We start from the raw sequence: 16,365 nt of genomic DNA on the forward strand, positions 1-16,365 counted from the left end.
CAATTGTAGTTTGGGAATGGGTACTTTTCTCGATTTGATACTGCAATGTTGTAGCAAGCTTATTGTGTTTTCGAACGCATTTAAATACAAGATTTGAGACTTAATTCATGAAAATTGTTATTGTGGGCTTGGGTTACGTTGGGCTGTCAAATGCGGTTCTACTAGCGCAGCAAAATGAAGTCATTGGTGTCGATATCGCGCAGGAGCGCGTGGATGCCCTGAATGCTCGGAAGTCCCCAATTATTGATGCCGAGCTATCCGAATATCTGACCAGAAAAGATTTGAACATCTCAGCAAGTACTGATTTGAACGTTTCAGTTCGTGGCGCTCACTACGTGATCGTTTCGACACCAACCAATTATGATGAAAATAAAAATTTTTTCGACACTTCCTCGGTTGAGCAAGTGATCGCACAAGTCATTGCGACCGAACCAAATTCCTGCATCGTTGTAAAATCCACGATACCGGTTGGTTTTATTGAGGATGTCAGGGAGCGTTTAAATACTGAAGCAGTGATTTTTTCGCCTGAGTTTTTGCGAGAGGGTAAGGCGCTTTACGACAATTTATATCCAAGCCGTATTATTGTTGGTGAGAAATCAGAACGTGCAAAGACGTTCGCAAATTTGCTAGCTGAAGGAGCATTGAAGTCTGACGTTGATATTTTATTAACTGGTGCGCGAGAAGCTGAAGCAATTAAGTTATTTTCAAATACTTACCTTGCAATGCGCGTGGCATTTTTTAATGAATTGGACAGCTATGCATTTGCTGGAGATTTCAACTGTCGACAGGTTATAGATGGGGTTTGTTTGGATCCAAGGATCGGTAATGGTTATAACAACCCATCATTTGGCTATGGCGGATACTGCTTGCCCAAAGATACAAAACAGCTATTGGCAAACTATCACAGTATTCCACAGAACCTAATCGGAGCAATAGTTAATGCGAATGCTACTCGTAAAGATTTTCTTGCCGATGAAATCATAAAGAGGAAGCCTAAGGTGGTAGGTATTTACCGATTAGTAATGAAAGCAGGAAGCGATAATTTTCGTCAAAGTTCTGTGCAAGGGATCATGAAACGTTTGAAAGCTAAGGGAATTACGGTAATAGTTTTTGAGCCTGAGTTAAAAACTGGCCATTTCTTTAACTCGTATGTAGAGACAGACTTCAGTGCTTTCAAAGAGAAGTCAGATCTAATTGTGGCCAATAGAATAACTGATGATCTTTTAGATACGAAAGAAAAAGTATTTACGCGTGATTTGTTTGGAGGTGATTAATTTTGGCTGATAATTTAAAAAAAACTGCGCTTGTTACTGGGGCAGCTGGTTTTATTGGGTTCCATCTCTCCAAGTTATTACTAGATGAGGGTTGGCGGGTGGTGGGAGTCGATTGCATTTCTGACTACTACGATATTTCATTAAAGTTACAAAGAGAAAGTATATTGCGGAAAAATCCAAAATATAGGTTTGTTCATGAGAAAGTGGAAACTCCAAATATGCTGTGCGAATTATTTCAAGAAGAGCAGCCGTCGATAGTTCTTCATTTAGCAGCTCAGGCAGGTGTCAGATATTCTACTGAAAACCCGCGTGCTTATCTTGAAAGTAATGTAAACGGAACTTTTGAGCTGCTGGAGGCAGCGCGTTCATTTCCACCGAAGCACACCTTAATAGCATCTACTTCCTCAGCTTACGGTGCAAATGAGGTAATGCCATATAAGGAAAACGCTAAATCAGATCAGCAAATTTCTTTCTATGCGGCTACTAAAAAGGCTACTGAGAATTTTGCACATAGCTACTCGCATCTGTTCAACTTGCCGATAACGATGTTTCGATTTTTTACTGTATATGGACCGTGGGGTCGTCCAGATATGGCGCTTTTCAAGTTCACAAAAAGCATCCTCAGAAGCGAGGCAATAGATGTTTACAACGGAGGGAATATGTACAGAGATTTTACTTACATCGATGACTTAGTTCATGCTGTCCGATTGTTAATCGATAACGTCCCAAGATCCGGCCAATGTTATTTTGATTCAATGTCTACCGTTGCGCCGTTTAGGATTATCAACATTGGTAACTCACAGCCTGAAAAGTTGTTAAGATTTATAGAAGTGCTAGAGCAGGCCCTTGGTGCCAATGCTGAAATAAACTACCTGCCAATTCAGGCAGGCGATGTTGAAAAGACATGGGCTGATATCAGCTATTTGAAAGCTTTAACGGGCTATTGTCCGGACACTAAAATCGAATACGGAGTTCCCAAGTTTGTTGAGTGGTTCAAAGACTATTATCACGGAAAATAACCAAAAGCGACTATCCAATCGAGATACTGCTTCAGAGGACAGTAAATTAATGAGAAAAATTTTGTTTGTATTTGGTACTCGCCCAGAAGCGATTAAGATGGCTCCAGTTATTTTGCATATGAAAAATGATCCTAGTTTAGATGTTAGGGTTTGTGTGACTGGTCAACACAGAGAAATGTTGGATCAAGTTTTGAATTTGTTCCAAATCGACCCTGATCATGATTTAAATTTAATGAAAATTGGGCAGAATCTTTCGGAATTGAGTGCATCCATATTGTCCTCAATAGACGCAGTCCTCACTGTGGAGAAGCCAGATTTAGTATTAGTTCATGGTGATACAACAACATCTGTTATTGCAGCGTTGTCATGTTATTATCGGAAAATTCCGATAGGTCACATTGAAGCTGGGCTCAGATCTGGTGATCTGAATAGTCCATGGCCGGAGGAGGGAAATCGTCGTTTAACTGCACAAATAGCGCGATTTCACTTTGCGCCGACTCCATTGAATGCCCAGAATTTGATATCTGAGGGTATTGCACCGAGTAACGTCTATATTACCGGCAATACGGTAATCGATGCATTATTGAAGGTCAGGTCTATTATAAGTTCACCGGATTATGAGCCCAACGATGTTTTGGAACAAGAGTTAGATTTTATAAGTTCCTTCGATCGAATGATTTTGATTACCGGGCATCGGCGCGAAAACTTTGGTGACAACTTCAATCAAATCTGCCTTGCAATAAAAGACCTAGCTAAAAAGTATTCACAAACATTATTTTTGTATCCTGTTCATCTTAATCCACATGTGCAAGAACCAGCAAACCGAATCCTCTCCGGCCTAGATAATGTTCGACTAACTAAACCCCTCGATTACGAAGGCTTTGTTGCGCTAATGGATCGCGCATTTGTGATTTTAACTGACTCCGGCGGCATTCAAGAAGAGGCTCCAGCTTTAGGTAAGCCAGTGCTCGTTATGAGGGAAAATACAGAGCGGCCTGAGGGTATCACATCAGGCACAAGTATTCTCGTCGGTTATTCAAGAGTGAATATTGTTGAGGAGGTTTCAAGGCTACTGGATAATAAAAATTTCTATGAGACTCTTTCTAAGCAGATGAATCCGTACGGGACTGGAGATGCTAGCGTGAAAATAGCTGAAATAATAAAAAGTGAGCTTTAGAAATTCCTATGAAAACAATCGTACAGAATTATCGAGACGGGAAATTACAGTTAATCGACATTAAAGTGCCAGCATGCAATGAAAATGAAATAATTATACAAACTCGCAGCTCCGTGGTTAGTGTGGGAACTGAAAAATCAATATCCACACTAGCTAAGAAAAACTTATTTCAAAAAGCAAAGGCTCGTCCAGATTTAGTCAAACGTGTTATTGAGAAAGTCCAAACTGAGGGCATAAGCAAGACTTACAAAGATGTATTAGGCCGTTTGGAAAAACTGACTCCGTTGGGGTATAGTGCCTGCGGAACAGTGATACGTGTCGGCGAAAATGTAGAAGAAATCAAACCTGGCGATTTTGTCGCTGTTATTGGCGCGGATATAGCTTCACATTCTAGTATAATCGTTGCGCCTGAAATGATGTGTCTGAAACTCAATAGTGAAATCGGGGACAGTGCTGCTTTCGGCATGCTTGGAATAATCGCTATGCATGGAGTAAGATGCAGTGCGCAACAACCCGGCTCTGTGATTGGAGTGATAGGGTTAGGTTTACTGGGAATATTGACTGCTCAAATACTTGTAGCCTATGGTTTTCAGATTGTCGGCTTTGATCCAGATGTTGAAAAAATTGAAATGTGTAAATCATTTGGTTTCGATAATGTTTTTTCGGACCGACAAGCCTATACAAAATGTTTACACAATTTATCTAACGGTGCCGGAGGAGACGCCACAATAATTGCAGCTGCAACACAGTCGAATGTACCTATTGAAGATGCTATAGAAAGCACACGTAATGGTGGAAAAATTGTTGTGACCGGTGTTGTTGATATACATCCAGATCGTAACGAGCTTTGGCATAAGGAAATTGAGCTTATTGTGTCGCGTGCTGGTGGTCCAGGTGGGTTAGATAAGTTATATGAACAGGAAGGTATCGATTTACCGATACAATACGCGAGGTGGTCTCAGAAACGAAATCTGAAAGAGTTCTTTCGTTTGGTGCAAGAAGGGAAGATTGACCCGAGTTCACTTATATCCAGCTATACATATGTTGATGATGCAATATCACTTTATGATAGTATAATTAAAGGAACCTATCATGGATTGGCGCCGGTAATATACTATTCTAAAAGTGATCAGAATAAATTAGAGAAAAACGATACAAAGAAAATTAGTGAAGACTTGTTAAAGTTTAGTAAGCATAGTCAGCCTCTTGCTTACAAAGGTGAAATTAAAGTGGATATGATTGGTGCGGGGCAATTCGCAAGATCCGCATTGTTACCAAACTTGTCTAGAAATAAAAACGTACATTTGTATCGGTTGGCAACAAGAACACAGTCTAGCAGTGTCTCAGCTAAAAATAAATTTCGGTTCCACTCTAATGTCAGTGACCCTGAAAAACTGTTTGCAAACGTGCCAGATACAAACGCACTAGTGATCGCTACGCGACATTCTCTGCATTATAGTTATATTGAAAAAGCTGTTCGAGCGGGATATCGTTACGTGCTTGTCGAGAAGCCAATGGTAACTAACCGTTCTGAACTGGAAGGTTTGAGGTCGTTAAAAGAGGATTTCGACTTTAGTATTATGGTTGGGTATAATCGACGGTATTCTCCGCATACACAGAGGGTCAAAAGCTTTTTCGCGTCTGGCCGCATCACGAATGTCACTTATGTGGTCAATGCCGGTTTTGTACCTCGTGATCATTGGGTATTTGAAAAGAAGGAAGGCCGCAGTAGAATAGTAGGTGAAATGTGTCACTTCTTTGATTTTTTTCAGTATATCACCGGTGCCAGAATCGAAAGCGTGACTGTAGTGCCAATTAATGGAGCTGATGACCGGGAAATAGTCAAAGATAATATGACAGTTGTTTGTAAAATGGACAACGGCGCTGTTTGTAATCTTTCCTACTACGCCAATGGCGATAGAGGGTTGAGCCGTGAAAATATTTATATTTTTGGTTCCGGATATAGTGCTCATATCGACAATTTTTCAAAAACGCGCCTATTTGGTAATGGAAAGTCTTCTACAAAGAAAACGCTGGGGCAAGATATTGGATATTTCGAAGAAACCAAAGAATTTGTCGATTTGATGCATGGTAAAACGGAAGAACAATCGTTTGATGATTTATGTAAAGTGATGGAAGTTTGCTTTGCTGTTGAAGATATTTTAGCAGGGAATTCAATATGAAAATCCTTCTCGTAAGCGACTCGTACCCACCAGAGATAAGGTCAGCATCCAAGCTGGTTTATGATTTGCGGACCCATTTAGTGGATCTCGGATTTGAAACAGACGTAATAACGACTGAAGCAAAGTATAACATTGATAAAAAATCCGTGTTTAAGGATGATGCGGGCGTGTCTGAGCCTGTTCGCATTAAGGTTTTGGAACACCATAATGTGCCCTATGTGATTAGAGGTATATCTCAGCTCTTGATGCCATACTACTTTTACAAAGGATTTAAGAAACACCTGAATCGAAATTATGATTTAGTAATTATTTACTCACCGCCGTTGACGCTAGGCTTGTTTGGCGCATACCTCAAACGAAGGTTCGCTAAGACCACCGTACTTAATGTTCAGGATCTTTTCCCGCAAAATGCTATTGACCTAGGTATTCTGAAAAACTTTCTGCTTATAAAATTCTTTCGCTACATTGAACGTTTTTGTTACAAGCATAATGATTTGGTTACCTTTCATTCCCAAAGTAATCTCGAACTTGCTAATAAAGAATTTATGAATGAGCTTTCCGGAAAATCTATCATAATGCACAATTGGCAAAAGTTTGAAAATACATCATATAAAGATGAAGCTTATGTTCGGAAAAAATATGGGATAGCTGGTGATAAAAAAATCGCAATTTTCGCTGGCGTATTGGGACCCGCTCAAGGACTGAATAACTTGATTGAGTTAGCTAACACAATACAAGTTGACGCTCCTGAATGGCATTTTTTAGTGTTGGGTGACGGTGCCGAACGAAAAAAGATTCAAAGTCTTGCAGAGGCATACAAGCTTTCGAACATTCAGTTTGAAGACTTTGTAAGCCCAGATGAGTACCAAAAAGTTCTTTCAGGATGTCAATTAGGCACAGTCTTTTTGTCTGAACTTAATAAAACACCCGTAGTGCCAGGAAAAATTCTGGGTTACATGGAGAAAAAAGTGCCCGTTTTTTGCGTTTTGAATAGAGAAAGCGACGCGCATGAACTGGTTGCGTCAGCTGAGTGTGGGGCAACAACGGTTGCTGGTATTGGCGCTAAAGAAATCGGACGTTCTTTTTTAGATTTTGTATCCAACTACGAAATGTTTAAAGCTATGGGCCAGTCTGGCTATACATATGCGAGAGAGAACTTTGTGATCGACGTAGTCGTAAATGGGTTATTAGAAGAGATAAACAAGAGGGTGCCGTAATGCAGCAAATATTTTCTACTCGAATTGAGCACATGCTATCGAGTATTGATCGCTGGAAGTTAGACCCAGAGATTTCAAGTTATTACAACAATCGTGAGATCCTAGTGACCGGTGGAGCGGGTGCCATTGGTAGCAATCTGGTGATTGCACTTTCATCCCTTGTGGGCAAACGAGGTAAAGTAATTGTGCTTGATAATCTGACGGCATCCAAGGGTAAAGACCCGTGGAATGTACCGGATATGTCAAATGTACTTTTCATATCTGGTGATATTCGTAGTAGCCAGAGCTTGGATCGTATCTTTAAGCGCGATATTAGCATTGTCTTTCATCTAGCAGCCTTTTTTGCAAACCAGAATTCGGTAGACTACCCAACAGAGTCAGCAGATGTAGATGTTGTCGGTATTGCGCGGTTGCTAGATTATTCTGTAATTAAAGGTATTGATAGGTTTGTTTATGCGTCGTCTGGCTGCGCAATATACGGTTCATACCCAAAACTACCTTTAAGTGAAGATTTTATTTCCATGCATCTTACAACTCCGTATCAAATTAATAAGATGACTGGGGAGATGTATTGCAATTTTTATAATCATCACTACGGATTAAAAACAGTAAATTGTCGTTTTTTCAACTCGTTTGGGCCAGGAGAAGCCCCGGGACAGTACAGAAACGTAATTCCAAATTTTGTTTATTGGGCGATGTTGGGTAGATCTTTGCCTATTACCGGAGATGGAAGCGAAACTCGCGATTTCACAAGTGTATACGATTTAGTTCAGGGATTAGTAAAAGCTGGATATTATGAGGACGCAATTGGAGAAAATTTCAATTTGGCGGCTGGGCGAGAAATAAGAATCAGAGATATGATGGAAGCCGTCAACAAAACCTGTGGGAACGACACTCCGCCTAATTTTATGCCTCGACGCAAGTGGGATACCAAACCGCGGCTACTGGCATCTATCGAAAAGGCGAGTAAACTGATTGACTACAAACCAGTAGAATCCTTTGAAGACACACTTGAAAAGAACATGGAGTGGTTCAAAGAAAACTGGGATCTAATTCAGGCTCAAGCCGATTTTCCGCCAGGTATGAATTCAGCTTTGCAAAAATGAAACAGCTCTATAGCGGGATAACTTTGAATGTGATTTCAATTATTATCTCGCTTATTGCGATACCGTTTTTGCTACGTAATTTAAGCTTGGAGAGTTATGGAAAACTAACATTCTTCAGTGTTACATGTGGATATGCTTACATATTTGATATGGGGTCCAGTAGATTTTTAGTAAAAAAGCTTTCAGCTAGTGCAGCACATGTAAATTCAATCAGAGTATTTAGGCTTATTATCGCCTCAGTTTGTTTATTAACTATTTGGTTATTTCTGGTTGCTTTATTGGCTGATGTTTGCAAGTTAACTTCAATTGTTTTCGGTGAGAGCTTTGTTGAAACATTTTTTTGGCTCTATCCAATTTTAGTTGCGTCCTTGTTGCAAAGGAGTGTGTTGCTTAGGTTGCAAAGCGAAGAGAAAAATAGACAATACATTCTATTAAATTTTCTGCTCACTCTTACTACAACGCTAACCACACTTCCGATGAGTTTTTACACGAATAATATATACCTAATTATTTTTGTTTCGGGTTTATTTAAGTGTATGATTTTGTTTAGTTTTATTTCTCCACACTACATAAAACGACGGCGTCTTTGGGTGTGGTATAAAGTATTGATAATTAAAAGTAGTTCGAGTTTTTCTTCTTATTTCAGCAACATCGTAAGTGGATACTTTGATAAAGCTATGATGGCTATGTTTGTTCCTGGAGCTCTTGGGCCGTACATGCTAGCTAATCAAGTCGTCGAAAAGGCGACAATTATTCCTACGGTGCACTCTAGCCTAAGTTACAAGAAGTTTTCATTTATGCGAACTCCTGATTTTATAAAGTTTTTATATGGTCCCCACGTATCGTTTTCGTTAATCCTTGTTATATTTTTAGCAGTAACTAAAATTGATTATGGCAGCTGGATTTCGGAAGATTACCAAGCGGCGATCCATATCGCCAGATATCTCTCTATATACTATTTTTTTGTTGGATTTAATGTCTACTATTACAATTTTTCTATCGTACATACTAATGCTAACCATCTTATGAAAATAGACGCATTAATGATACTGTACATGGTTTTTACTTACCCAACCTTTGGAATTATATTTGGAATCAATGGATTAATGGGCTGTATGATTATTAAGTCCATGCTGGAATATCTCTTGCATTCCCACTTTTACCAGGTGAGCAAAACCCTCGCTATGATATGGTTATCAGCACTTGCCCTTGGAGTGATGTGGTTATGATTGGTGTTGTTATTTTGAACTTTGAAGATTGGCACGCTACGGAGAGAAATTTAAAAAGTATTTTGGATTTTGAACAGAGTTTGTCCATTGTGATCATTGATAATGGTTCGCTATCGACAAAAGATTATTTCGGTACGACTAATGAAAATGAAATTAGGAAGATACTTTTTAAGAAATATGAATTTTATATTTTAAAAAATAATTTCGAGCTGAAAGTAATAAGAAATGATAAAAACATTGGATTTTCTTGTGGGCATAATGTTGGATTGAGTTACTTGGCGCGCCATGGACTAAAGTTTGTATGTTGTTTAAACAGTGACCTCGTATTCAATGCTCCGAGCATATCAGAAATGGGTTCTGATATAGATAAAAACGGTTCGGCTATCGGATCATTTGCAATACTTGATCGAAATGGTGAGCTCGATGGGAACCTTTATCGAAAACTTAAGTCAGTTACAAACTTAATTCGTGAGATAGTTTTTGGTACACAGAGTGAACGGAAGTCTGCTCAAATCGTAGAAAATGGAAGTCTGGTCGAAGTACCTTCTGGAGCAGCGTTAATGTTCAACATGTCGCGCTGGACGATACGTCCCCCATTGCCAAGTGATATATTTTTATATAACGAAGAATTTGTGCTTGGTACTTTAGCGAAAAGGTTGAATGTAACAATTTTCCAAAGTAGTCGACTTCCCTGTGTACATCTTGGGGGATTGTCGAGTACTGGAAAACATATATTACAAATTAAAAAAACGTTTCATCAAGCCAAAAGCATATATGTTCTTTATCATCGTTATAAAAAGCAAAATTTGGCTCTAGTCTTAATCGCGGCGACGCTATTCATCTTGAAAAATTCGCCAGTATCAGTTTTAAAGGATGCCAAATATTTTATCCAAAAATACATATAATAGGTTTTGGGTTTTTGTTGTATCTGCAATTTTTTTCGTTGTTCCCGTCAGTTCCGTAGGTAATAAGTATACTGCTTTATTTATTATATGCGTGGTCATTTTTTGGCCGTTAAATTTGGTTTTTCGGGATAGAAGTTATAAAATTAGTAGAAGCGAATTAGACTTTTTTTTAATTTTATTCCTGTATTTCCTCTACATGTTTTGCAGAAACATATTGTCTGAAAAGGATGAATTTTACACTGGTAATTTAATTTGGTTTAGTTTCGCGCCATTTGCTGTATTTTGGGGAATATTATTCGGACGTCGGCTAAGTTTGCTTCGTCATTTGAAAAACAGCTGCTTTTCGTTAATCTCGATGTTGATATTGGGCACAATATACTTGATTGTATTTGTTGATAATTTTATCTTGGTAAGGAAGATAGTTTTGGAGATAAATCCAAACTATTTTGGCAGTTTTGTGTTGTTTTATTTTTATTTATGCTCTGTTGCTAACCACAATACAAGTTCTAGGCAGCTTTTGGGCTATTCGTTCATTTCAATAGTTACAGTGTTGTTTACTTTTTCTAGGAAGTTTATTGTTGTTTCGGTACCTTGGCTTGTTGGAAGGATACACAAAGGGAATTTGGGCGCTGTATTTTTCGGATGTCTTTTGTTTGTGCCATTTATTTATTACTACTATGAGCTTTTCAGTGGATTTTTTGAAAGAATGGCAACGCTGATCCAGTATCTTTTCATTTCGGGCGCGGTTCAAGAGCAGAGTATAAGTTTAAGAGAGACGTTTGTAACTATTGGGATGGAACTAATTGCAGAGCGTCCTCTTTTTGGCTTTGGTCTGATGGGTTTCGAAAAGAACAACGCCCTTGGTATTTATTCGCATAACACCGTTATAGAGGTCCTTGTGAATTATGGCTTAGTAGGCTTCTTACTTTTTATGATGACATTTTTATATGCTTCGGTTTTCCATGGGCGACGAGCTTTTGATACATTGGATCTTATGTTTTTTACTTACAATATAGTGTTTATGCTCGGTAGTGTCGTGACTGAGACAGCTCTGTGGTGGTTTTGGCTTGGATTACATTTTTCAGTAAAGTCGAGTAGATATGAAAATTAATTTTATTGGTGATTGTGTATTTACAAACCAATCAGAATTCGATGAGTTTTTTACCATTATCAAAAATACGGATAATTATAAAAAAGCGGATATCATATTTGCAAATTTAGAGGCTCCGATCGTGCTTTCGGAAAAGGGAAAGATTTCGAAATTCGGCCCACATTTAAGGGCTTCTGAAAAGATTGATTTCAGAGGCAGCGATAAGATAGTTTGGTGTTTGGCAAACAATCATACTATGGACTATGGCCGTGATGGATTAGAAAAATGCCTGCGTATTCTCCGAGAGCAGAACCAAAGATATATTGGAGTGAATATACCAGGCTCAGAATATTTTTTTTCAAATACGGACAGGTCCGGAATTTGTGTTCTGAATGTATGTGAAAACGAAATTGGATGTGATGCACTCGATTCACTGACCACGTTTGATCATTTGAAAGTGGCAAAGAAAATTATCGATGTAAAAAATAAAAATGATCAATTAATTTTGTTCATACATGGCGGGGTTGAACATAGTGCGGTGCCGAGTGCTGAACAGAAAGATATTTGCTTACGGCTGATGGAGTTAGGAGCTGACGCCGTAATTTACAGTCATAGTCATAAAATATCTCGAACCTTTACAAGAGATGAAAAATTAACATGCTACGGGCTGGGAAATTTTTATTTTAAGAATTTCGGAAGACCTGCTACTTCCTATCTTGATAGCGTGCGATCTAGTTTGCTTCTTGATGTCAATGATATACGGTCTTACCAGCTCGAGTATATTCCAATAGAGGAAGACTGCCTGGATGAAGAAATGATTGCTCGGGAACTATCCGAAATTCAAAGAATTGAAGAAGATGAATACGAATTCTCCGCTTACTGGTCACAGTGGATAAATGACAGATTTGACTCAATGTTAGTCCATATTTTATTCCCAAAATTTTTTAGGGGCTCCAGATTGCTTGGTTCAAGTTCAAAATTTAGAAAAATTTTCGTTCACGACAATGCTGTGGCCCACAAATTGAATATCATGACTTGTGCGTCGCTACGAGAAATATATGTACAGGCACTGAAGAAGTATTTAGCTAATGAATTTAGAGAATAAATACTATTTTTTGTCTTGTGACACTACTTTAGTCGAGTTCAGATCATTAGATAACTGTCTAACGTACATGGATGAGATCGGTATCAAGCCAATTTTGGATGAAAGCGCATTATATCATTTTTTGAGAAACGGTATCGTAGTTCCTCCATATACTATTTACCGGCATATTTTCACGTGCGCCGCCAATGACGAAATATGTATTTCAAAAGGTAAAATTGTTATGAGGCGTAACGAGTTTAGGACTTGGTGGCATTCTAAACGCTCATTTTTGAAACAGGACAACGTTTTAGACTTACTTGCGAATAATTTAGCTAGTTCTGTGTCAGGCAACCAAGCTGTCTTGATGCTAAGTTCGGGGAAAGATAGCAATTTGCTCTTGTGTGCAGCCGCCAAAGCAAATCTGCGAGAAGAAATTAAGTGCGTCACAATTAAATCTGATATTGCACTAAACGATGAGAGTGTTTTTGCGGCAAGGTTGTGCACAGATCTTGGCTTTAATCATATTCAGCTAGAAGAGTTGGGCAGAATGTCTGATGCGTTTGTGCTTTATTTGCGGGAATATTTTTCTAGGTTGAGCGAGCCAGCTTCGGACTTTGTAATTTTACAATATCCCTGGTTGTTGTTTAATAATGTAATCTCCAAAAACGACATCTTAATTGACGGTGGGGGCAATGATCAATATCTGGGAATTGCCACAAACAAACGCGATCATTTTCTCCACTTTTTCTTTAAATACCAGTTTTTCTGGCGCTTAGTAGGACGGCTATTTAGATCAAGGCTTAAAAATTATGTTGGTCGAAGCCTTCTGGAACGCTTTATGCTTTCAAGGACTACGCCTCACGATGTGAATGAAATTGTGCAGTTTGAAAATCCTCCGCATAGTAAATGGAACAGTGTGGAAAAAGATCTTTCAAGGTTTTCACTATCCCAAATCAAGTCTTATGTAGTATGCACATTAGCGGCGAACGAACAGCACCTAAAAAAGGTGCGGCTACAATCAGCTTTTGTCAAAAAGGTGGTTTTTCCTTTTCTTGACGTCAGCGTCATAAATGCCCTTATTGATCAAAATCATGAAGAAAATCCGAAACAGCATTTACTGGATTTGCTCCAGAAGGAATTACCTGATTGTGATTTTACGCAAAAAAAGGGATTTTCTTTGAATATTTCAAAATTTGTCTATGTCAACTTAGATTTAATTATAGCGGAGATCAGTGAGTGCCAACTGATCAACTTGTCAAAAATTAAACAGATGGCAAAATCTTGTGATCGTGAATTAGACCCTTTGCATTACGAGTCATCGGTAATATTTCAGGTGTATGTGCTCTGCTTGTGGATCAATTCTAGGTTTAAATAATGAAATATGTTTATACTTCTAATTTCGGAGGATACGATTCATTTTTAAGTGGAAATGTAAGTAGTTTTGAAGGACTAAGTTTTGTTTATTTTCATAATAATCCGTCAAAATTTTTTTCTGAAAACTTATCCAAACACGGTTGGATAGGACAATATATTGATCTTGAAAAACAAAATGCTGCTGTTTTGAACAGGAGTGTGAAATTTCATCCATGGAAATATTTGCCTTCGAATTTGACGGAGTCAATTTATATCGATTCAAATGTAACCGTTATTTCTTCTCCGGAAGTAATTTTTGAAGAATTTTCTGATGTAGACGTTGGTTTTTACAGGCACTGGGCGAGAGAAACATTCATTGAGGAATTCCTAGAATGTGCTAGAGCGGGGCACTTTTTCCTACCGTTTGCTTTGAATTTGCTCAATTATGTAGCTGTTGATTATAAAATCACGCGTTTACCTGAATGTAATTTAATCTATATGAAGAACAATAGCTTATCTAAGGCCTTCTCGATGTCTTGGTGGACGAAATACCTGCAAGGACCAAAACGTGATCAGCTACATGTTAAAAGTGCTCTAGCAGAAAGTAATGTAACTCACTTCATCAGCCCAGTTAACGAACAAAGAATAAGGAATTTGTGTTTTAGTACCTCCGGCACTCATGATGGAAAACAATTAAAGCTGAAGCAGAGGTTTATTCGGCAATTGAATAAGGCTTTTTTATGAAGCACAAGTTCTGCGTAGTGACAGTGTTATACAAGCCAACACAGGAAGATATAAGTCACCTCAAAAATTTAGAAGCAAATGATATTCCTGTGATTGTTTGGGATAACGGTAATTTGGGTGGTGTATGTTACGGAATGCTCAATGTTTACAGAGACGAAGAGTTCCGCAATGTAGGCCTCGCCGCCGCATATAATAAACTAATTGGAATTTCAAGCGCCAAGGGCTTTGAGTACGTTTTGATTTTGGACCAGGATACGCGTCTATCAGTAGATTTATATGATGTAGATCGAGCGTTGTCTAAGCCGATTTCACTTCTAAGCGAAAATAACGACGCATCAGGGATGTTTTTGCTGAACAATCATTCCTCAACCACGCAGAAACGCATATTCATCAATAGTGGTCTAATATTGAAGCTAGACATGTTTTTGCCTAACTTCGATGAAAAACTATTCGTTGAATGTGTAGACTATGCTTGGTGTTTGTCTGCTGACGTTCGCGGTAGAAAAATTCTGATTTATGATCGTGAAAGGCTTCTTGTACATCATGCTGATGAAAAAATTGGAAAGTGGGGAGTGAGATGGAGGATCTATCCTTTAAGACGTTACGCGGAGTTCAACGTAAGCATTGCAAGGTTGATCTTTCGATCTGCATTTTCGAAAAGGTTTTGGTTTATGAAATATTTTTTTAAAAGCTGGCTTAGCTTCAATGTTAAACAATTTATGTCGATGGTGTTAAAAAAATGAAATCTTGTGCATTCACAGTTTGTAATATCGCTTATTTACCTAGAGCGTTAGTGTTAGCAGAATCCATGCTAAAAACTAGCAAAATAGAGCTAAAAATTGTTTTATTCGAAAGTAGAAAGAAATTTTCGGATCTAGAATTAAATTCAAGTGCGGAGATACTTTTTGCGGAAGAATTTGGCTTCCTAGATTTCCAACACCTTGCAATGATTTATGATGTTGTTGAGTTGACGACTGCATTGAAACCACGCCTGACAAAATATTTTTGCCAAAATCATGACTATGTTTACTTTTTTGATCCAGATGTTGTTCTCTATGATGATGCGAATAAGTTACAACATCACTTTGGTGAATCCAGCGTTTTGCTCACCCCGCATTTTAACTCACCTGAGCAATCAGATGTGTGGAACGATGATGTAGGACTTATGAGGTTCGGCGCTTTTAATCTTGGCTTTTTTGCGGTGAGAACTTGTGAACAAAGTAAAGAGTTTTTAGATTGGTGGGATAAACGTTGTACTTTTCAGTGCTTTTTTGAGACGCAATTTGGTCTATCGACGGATCAAAAGTGGTTAAATGTTGCCTTTGCTTTTTTTGACTGTTTCAAAGTTTTGCGCAGTCCCATATACAACTTTGCTTATTGGAACGCGTTCGAGCGCTTTAATAAACTACGTATAGTAGATGGCGTTTATATGATCGATGGTGATCCACTCTTTTTTGCTCACATAAGCTCATTTAATTCTGCCGAACCTCATTGTATTACAAACCGAGGCTCCGTGCGTGATCAGGATAAAACATATGAAGTTCTGGAGTTATTTAGAGAATACGCAGAACTATTGAATGCGAAAACGCTGAATATGGCATCGTATACATCTCGCAATTACACGTATGACTATTTTGAAACTGGTGAAAAGATAGGCGCACCATTGAGGATTGCCTACCTCGATTACTACAAAGAAAACGGCAATAAGATCGACCCGTTCAATGACAGCGATTTGATCCGTTTTGCCAAACGGCATAACCTATTGGGCAGAGACACCACCGTAAAAGCAAGTTTAGCGCAGAAAGAAGAACAAGGAGTTGTGATAAAACTTATGCGAATTTTCGTGAACCTTACAGTACGGGTAGTTGGTTCAAAAAGATATAGGGTATTGTGCAATGGCTTCTTGTTGTTGTCTTCTCCTAGAACTTTGTCACACGTATGGAATTTTAGAAAGTAACTTTGATGCTAAACCCAACTAGAATCA

General features: G+C 38.5%; 14 protein-coding genes. All 14 read left to right on the plus strand.

Annotated features, from left to right (window positions below; translation table 11 throughout):
- Positions 1 to 107 precede the first annotated feature (107 nt).
- Entirely contained in the window at positions 108 to 1,274 is a 1,167-nt protein-coding gene (locus tag GN241_13000) for a nucleotide sugar dehydrogenase (protein XAT58188.1), read from the plus strand.
- A 2-nt stretch (positions 1,275 to 1,276) separates the two neighbouring features.
- Positions 1,277 to 2,293: an NAD-dependent epimerase/dehydratase family protein gene (locus GN241_13005; protein XAT58189.1), complete on the plus strand. Its 1,017-nt coding sequence runs from the start codon at positions 1,277 to 1,279 to the stop codon at positions 2,291 to 2,293.
- A gap of 49 nt (positions 2,294 to 2,342) precedes the next feature.
- Entirely contained in the window at positions 2,343 to 3,470 is a 1,128-nt protein-coding gene (locus tag GN241_13010; protein ID XAT58190.1) for a UDP-N-acetylglucosamine 2-epimerase (non-hydrolyzing), read from the plus strand.
- Positions 3,471 to 3,478: 8 nt separating this feature from the next.
- Complete coding sequence (locus GN241_13015) at positions 3,479 to 5,653, plus strand: zinc-binding dehydrogenase (GenBank protein ID XAT58191.1); 2,175 nt, start codon at positions 3,479 to 3,481, stop codon at positions 5,651 to 5,653.
- Positions 5,650 to 6,870 carry a glycosyltransferase gene (locus tag GN241_13020; GenBank protein XAT58192.1) on the plus strand — a complete coding sequence of 407 codons (1,221 nt, stop codon included), beginning with the start codon at positions 5,650 to 5,652 and terminating at the stop codon, positions 6,868 to 6,870. The genes GN241_13015 and GN241_13020 overlap by 4 nt, the downstream gene beginning before the upstream one ends.
- On the plus strand, positions 6,870 to 7,976 hold the full coding sequence (locus GN241_13025) for an NAD-dependent epimerase/dehydratase family protein (GenBank protein ID XAT58193.1): 1,107 nt from the start codon (positions 6,870 to 6,872) through the stop codon (positions 7,974 to 7,976). The genes GN241_13020 and GN241_13025 overlap by 1 nt, the downstream gene beginning before the upstream one ends.
- The gene (locus GN241_13030; protein ID XAT58194.1) at positions 7,973 to 9,205 is read left to right on the plus strand and encodes a hypothetical protein; all 1,233 of its coding nucleotides are present in this window, start codon (positions 7,973 to 7,975) and stop codon (positions 9,203 to 9,205) included. Before GN241_13025 ends, GN241_13030 begins: the two co-directional genes overlap by 4 nt.
- Positions 9,202 to 10,110, plus strand: a complete 909-nt coding sequence (locus tag GN241_13035; GenBank protein XAT58195.1) for a hypothetical protein — start codon at positions 9,202 to 9,204, stop codon at positions 10,108 to 10,110. Before GN241_13030 ends, GN241_13035 begins: the two co-directional genes overlap by 4 nt.
- Before the next feature lie 424 nt (positions 10,111 to 10,534).
- Positions 10,535 to 11,221 carry a hypothetical protein gene (locus GN241_13040; GenBank protein XAT58196.1) on the plus strand — a complete coding sequence of 229 codons (687 nt, stop codon included), beginning with the start codon at positions 10,535 to 10,537 and terminating at the stop codon, positions 11,219 to 11,221.
- The gene (locus GN241_13045; protein ID XAT58197.1) at positions 11,211 to 12,305 is read left to right on the plus strand and encodes a hypothetical protein; all 1,095 of its coding nucleotides are present in this window, start codon (positions 11,211 to 11,213) and stop codon (positions 12,303 to 12,305) included. The genes GN241_13040 and GN241_13045 overlap by 11 nt, the downstream gene beginning before the upstream one ends.
- The gene (locus tag GN241_13050; GenBank protein ID XAT58198.1) at positions 12,289 to 13,659 is read left to right on the plus strand and encodes a hypothetical protein; all 1,371 of its coding nucleotides are present in this window, start codon (positions 12,289 to 12,291) and stop codon (positions 13,657 to 13,659) included. The genes GN241_13045 and GN241_13050 overlap by 17 nt, the downstream gene beginning before the upstream one ends.
- The gene (locus GN241_13055; GenBank protein ID XAT58199.1) at positions 13,659 to 14,381 is read left to right on the plus strand and encodes a hypothetical protein; all 723 of its coding nucleotides are present in this window, start codon (positions 13,659 to 13,661) and stop codon (positions 14,379 to 14,381) included. Before GN241_13050 ends, GN241_13055 begins: the two co-directional genes overlap by 1 nt.
- Positions 14,378 to 15,124: a hypothetical protein gene (locus GN241_13060; GenBank protein XAT58200.1), complete on the plus strand. Its 747-nt coding sequence runs from the start codon at positions 14,378 to 14,380 to the stop codon at positions 15,122 to 15,124. The genes GN241_13055 and GN241_13060 overlap by 4 nt, the downstream gene beginning before the upstream one ends.
- Positions 15,121 to 16,338, plus strand: a complete 1,218-nt coding sequence (locus GN241_13065; protein XAT58201.1) for a hypothetical protein — start codon at positions 15,121 to 15,123, stop codon at positions 16,336 to 16,338. Before GN241_13060 ends, GN241_13065 begins: the two co-directional genes overlap by 4 nt.
- Positions 16,339 to 16,365: the final 27 nt, after the last annotated feature.

It is taken from the genome of Rhodobacteraceae bacterium IMCC1335, assembly GCA_039640495.1.
GTDB lineage: Bacteria > Pseudomonadota > Alphaproteobacteria > Rhodobacterales > Rhodobacteraceae > Thalassovivens.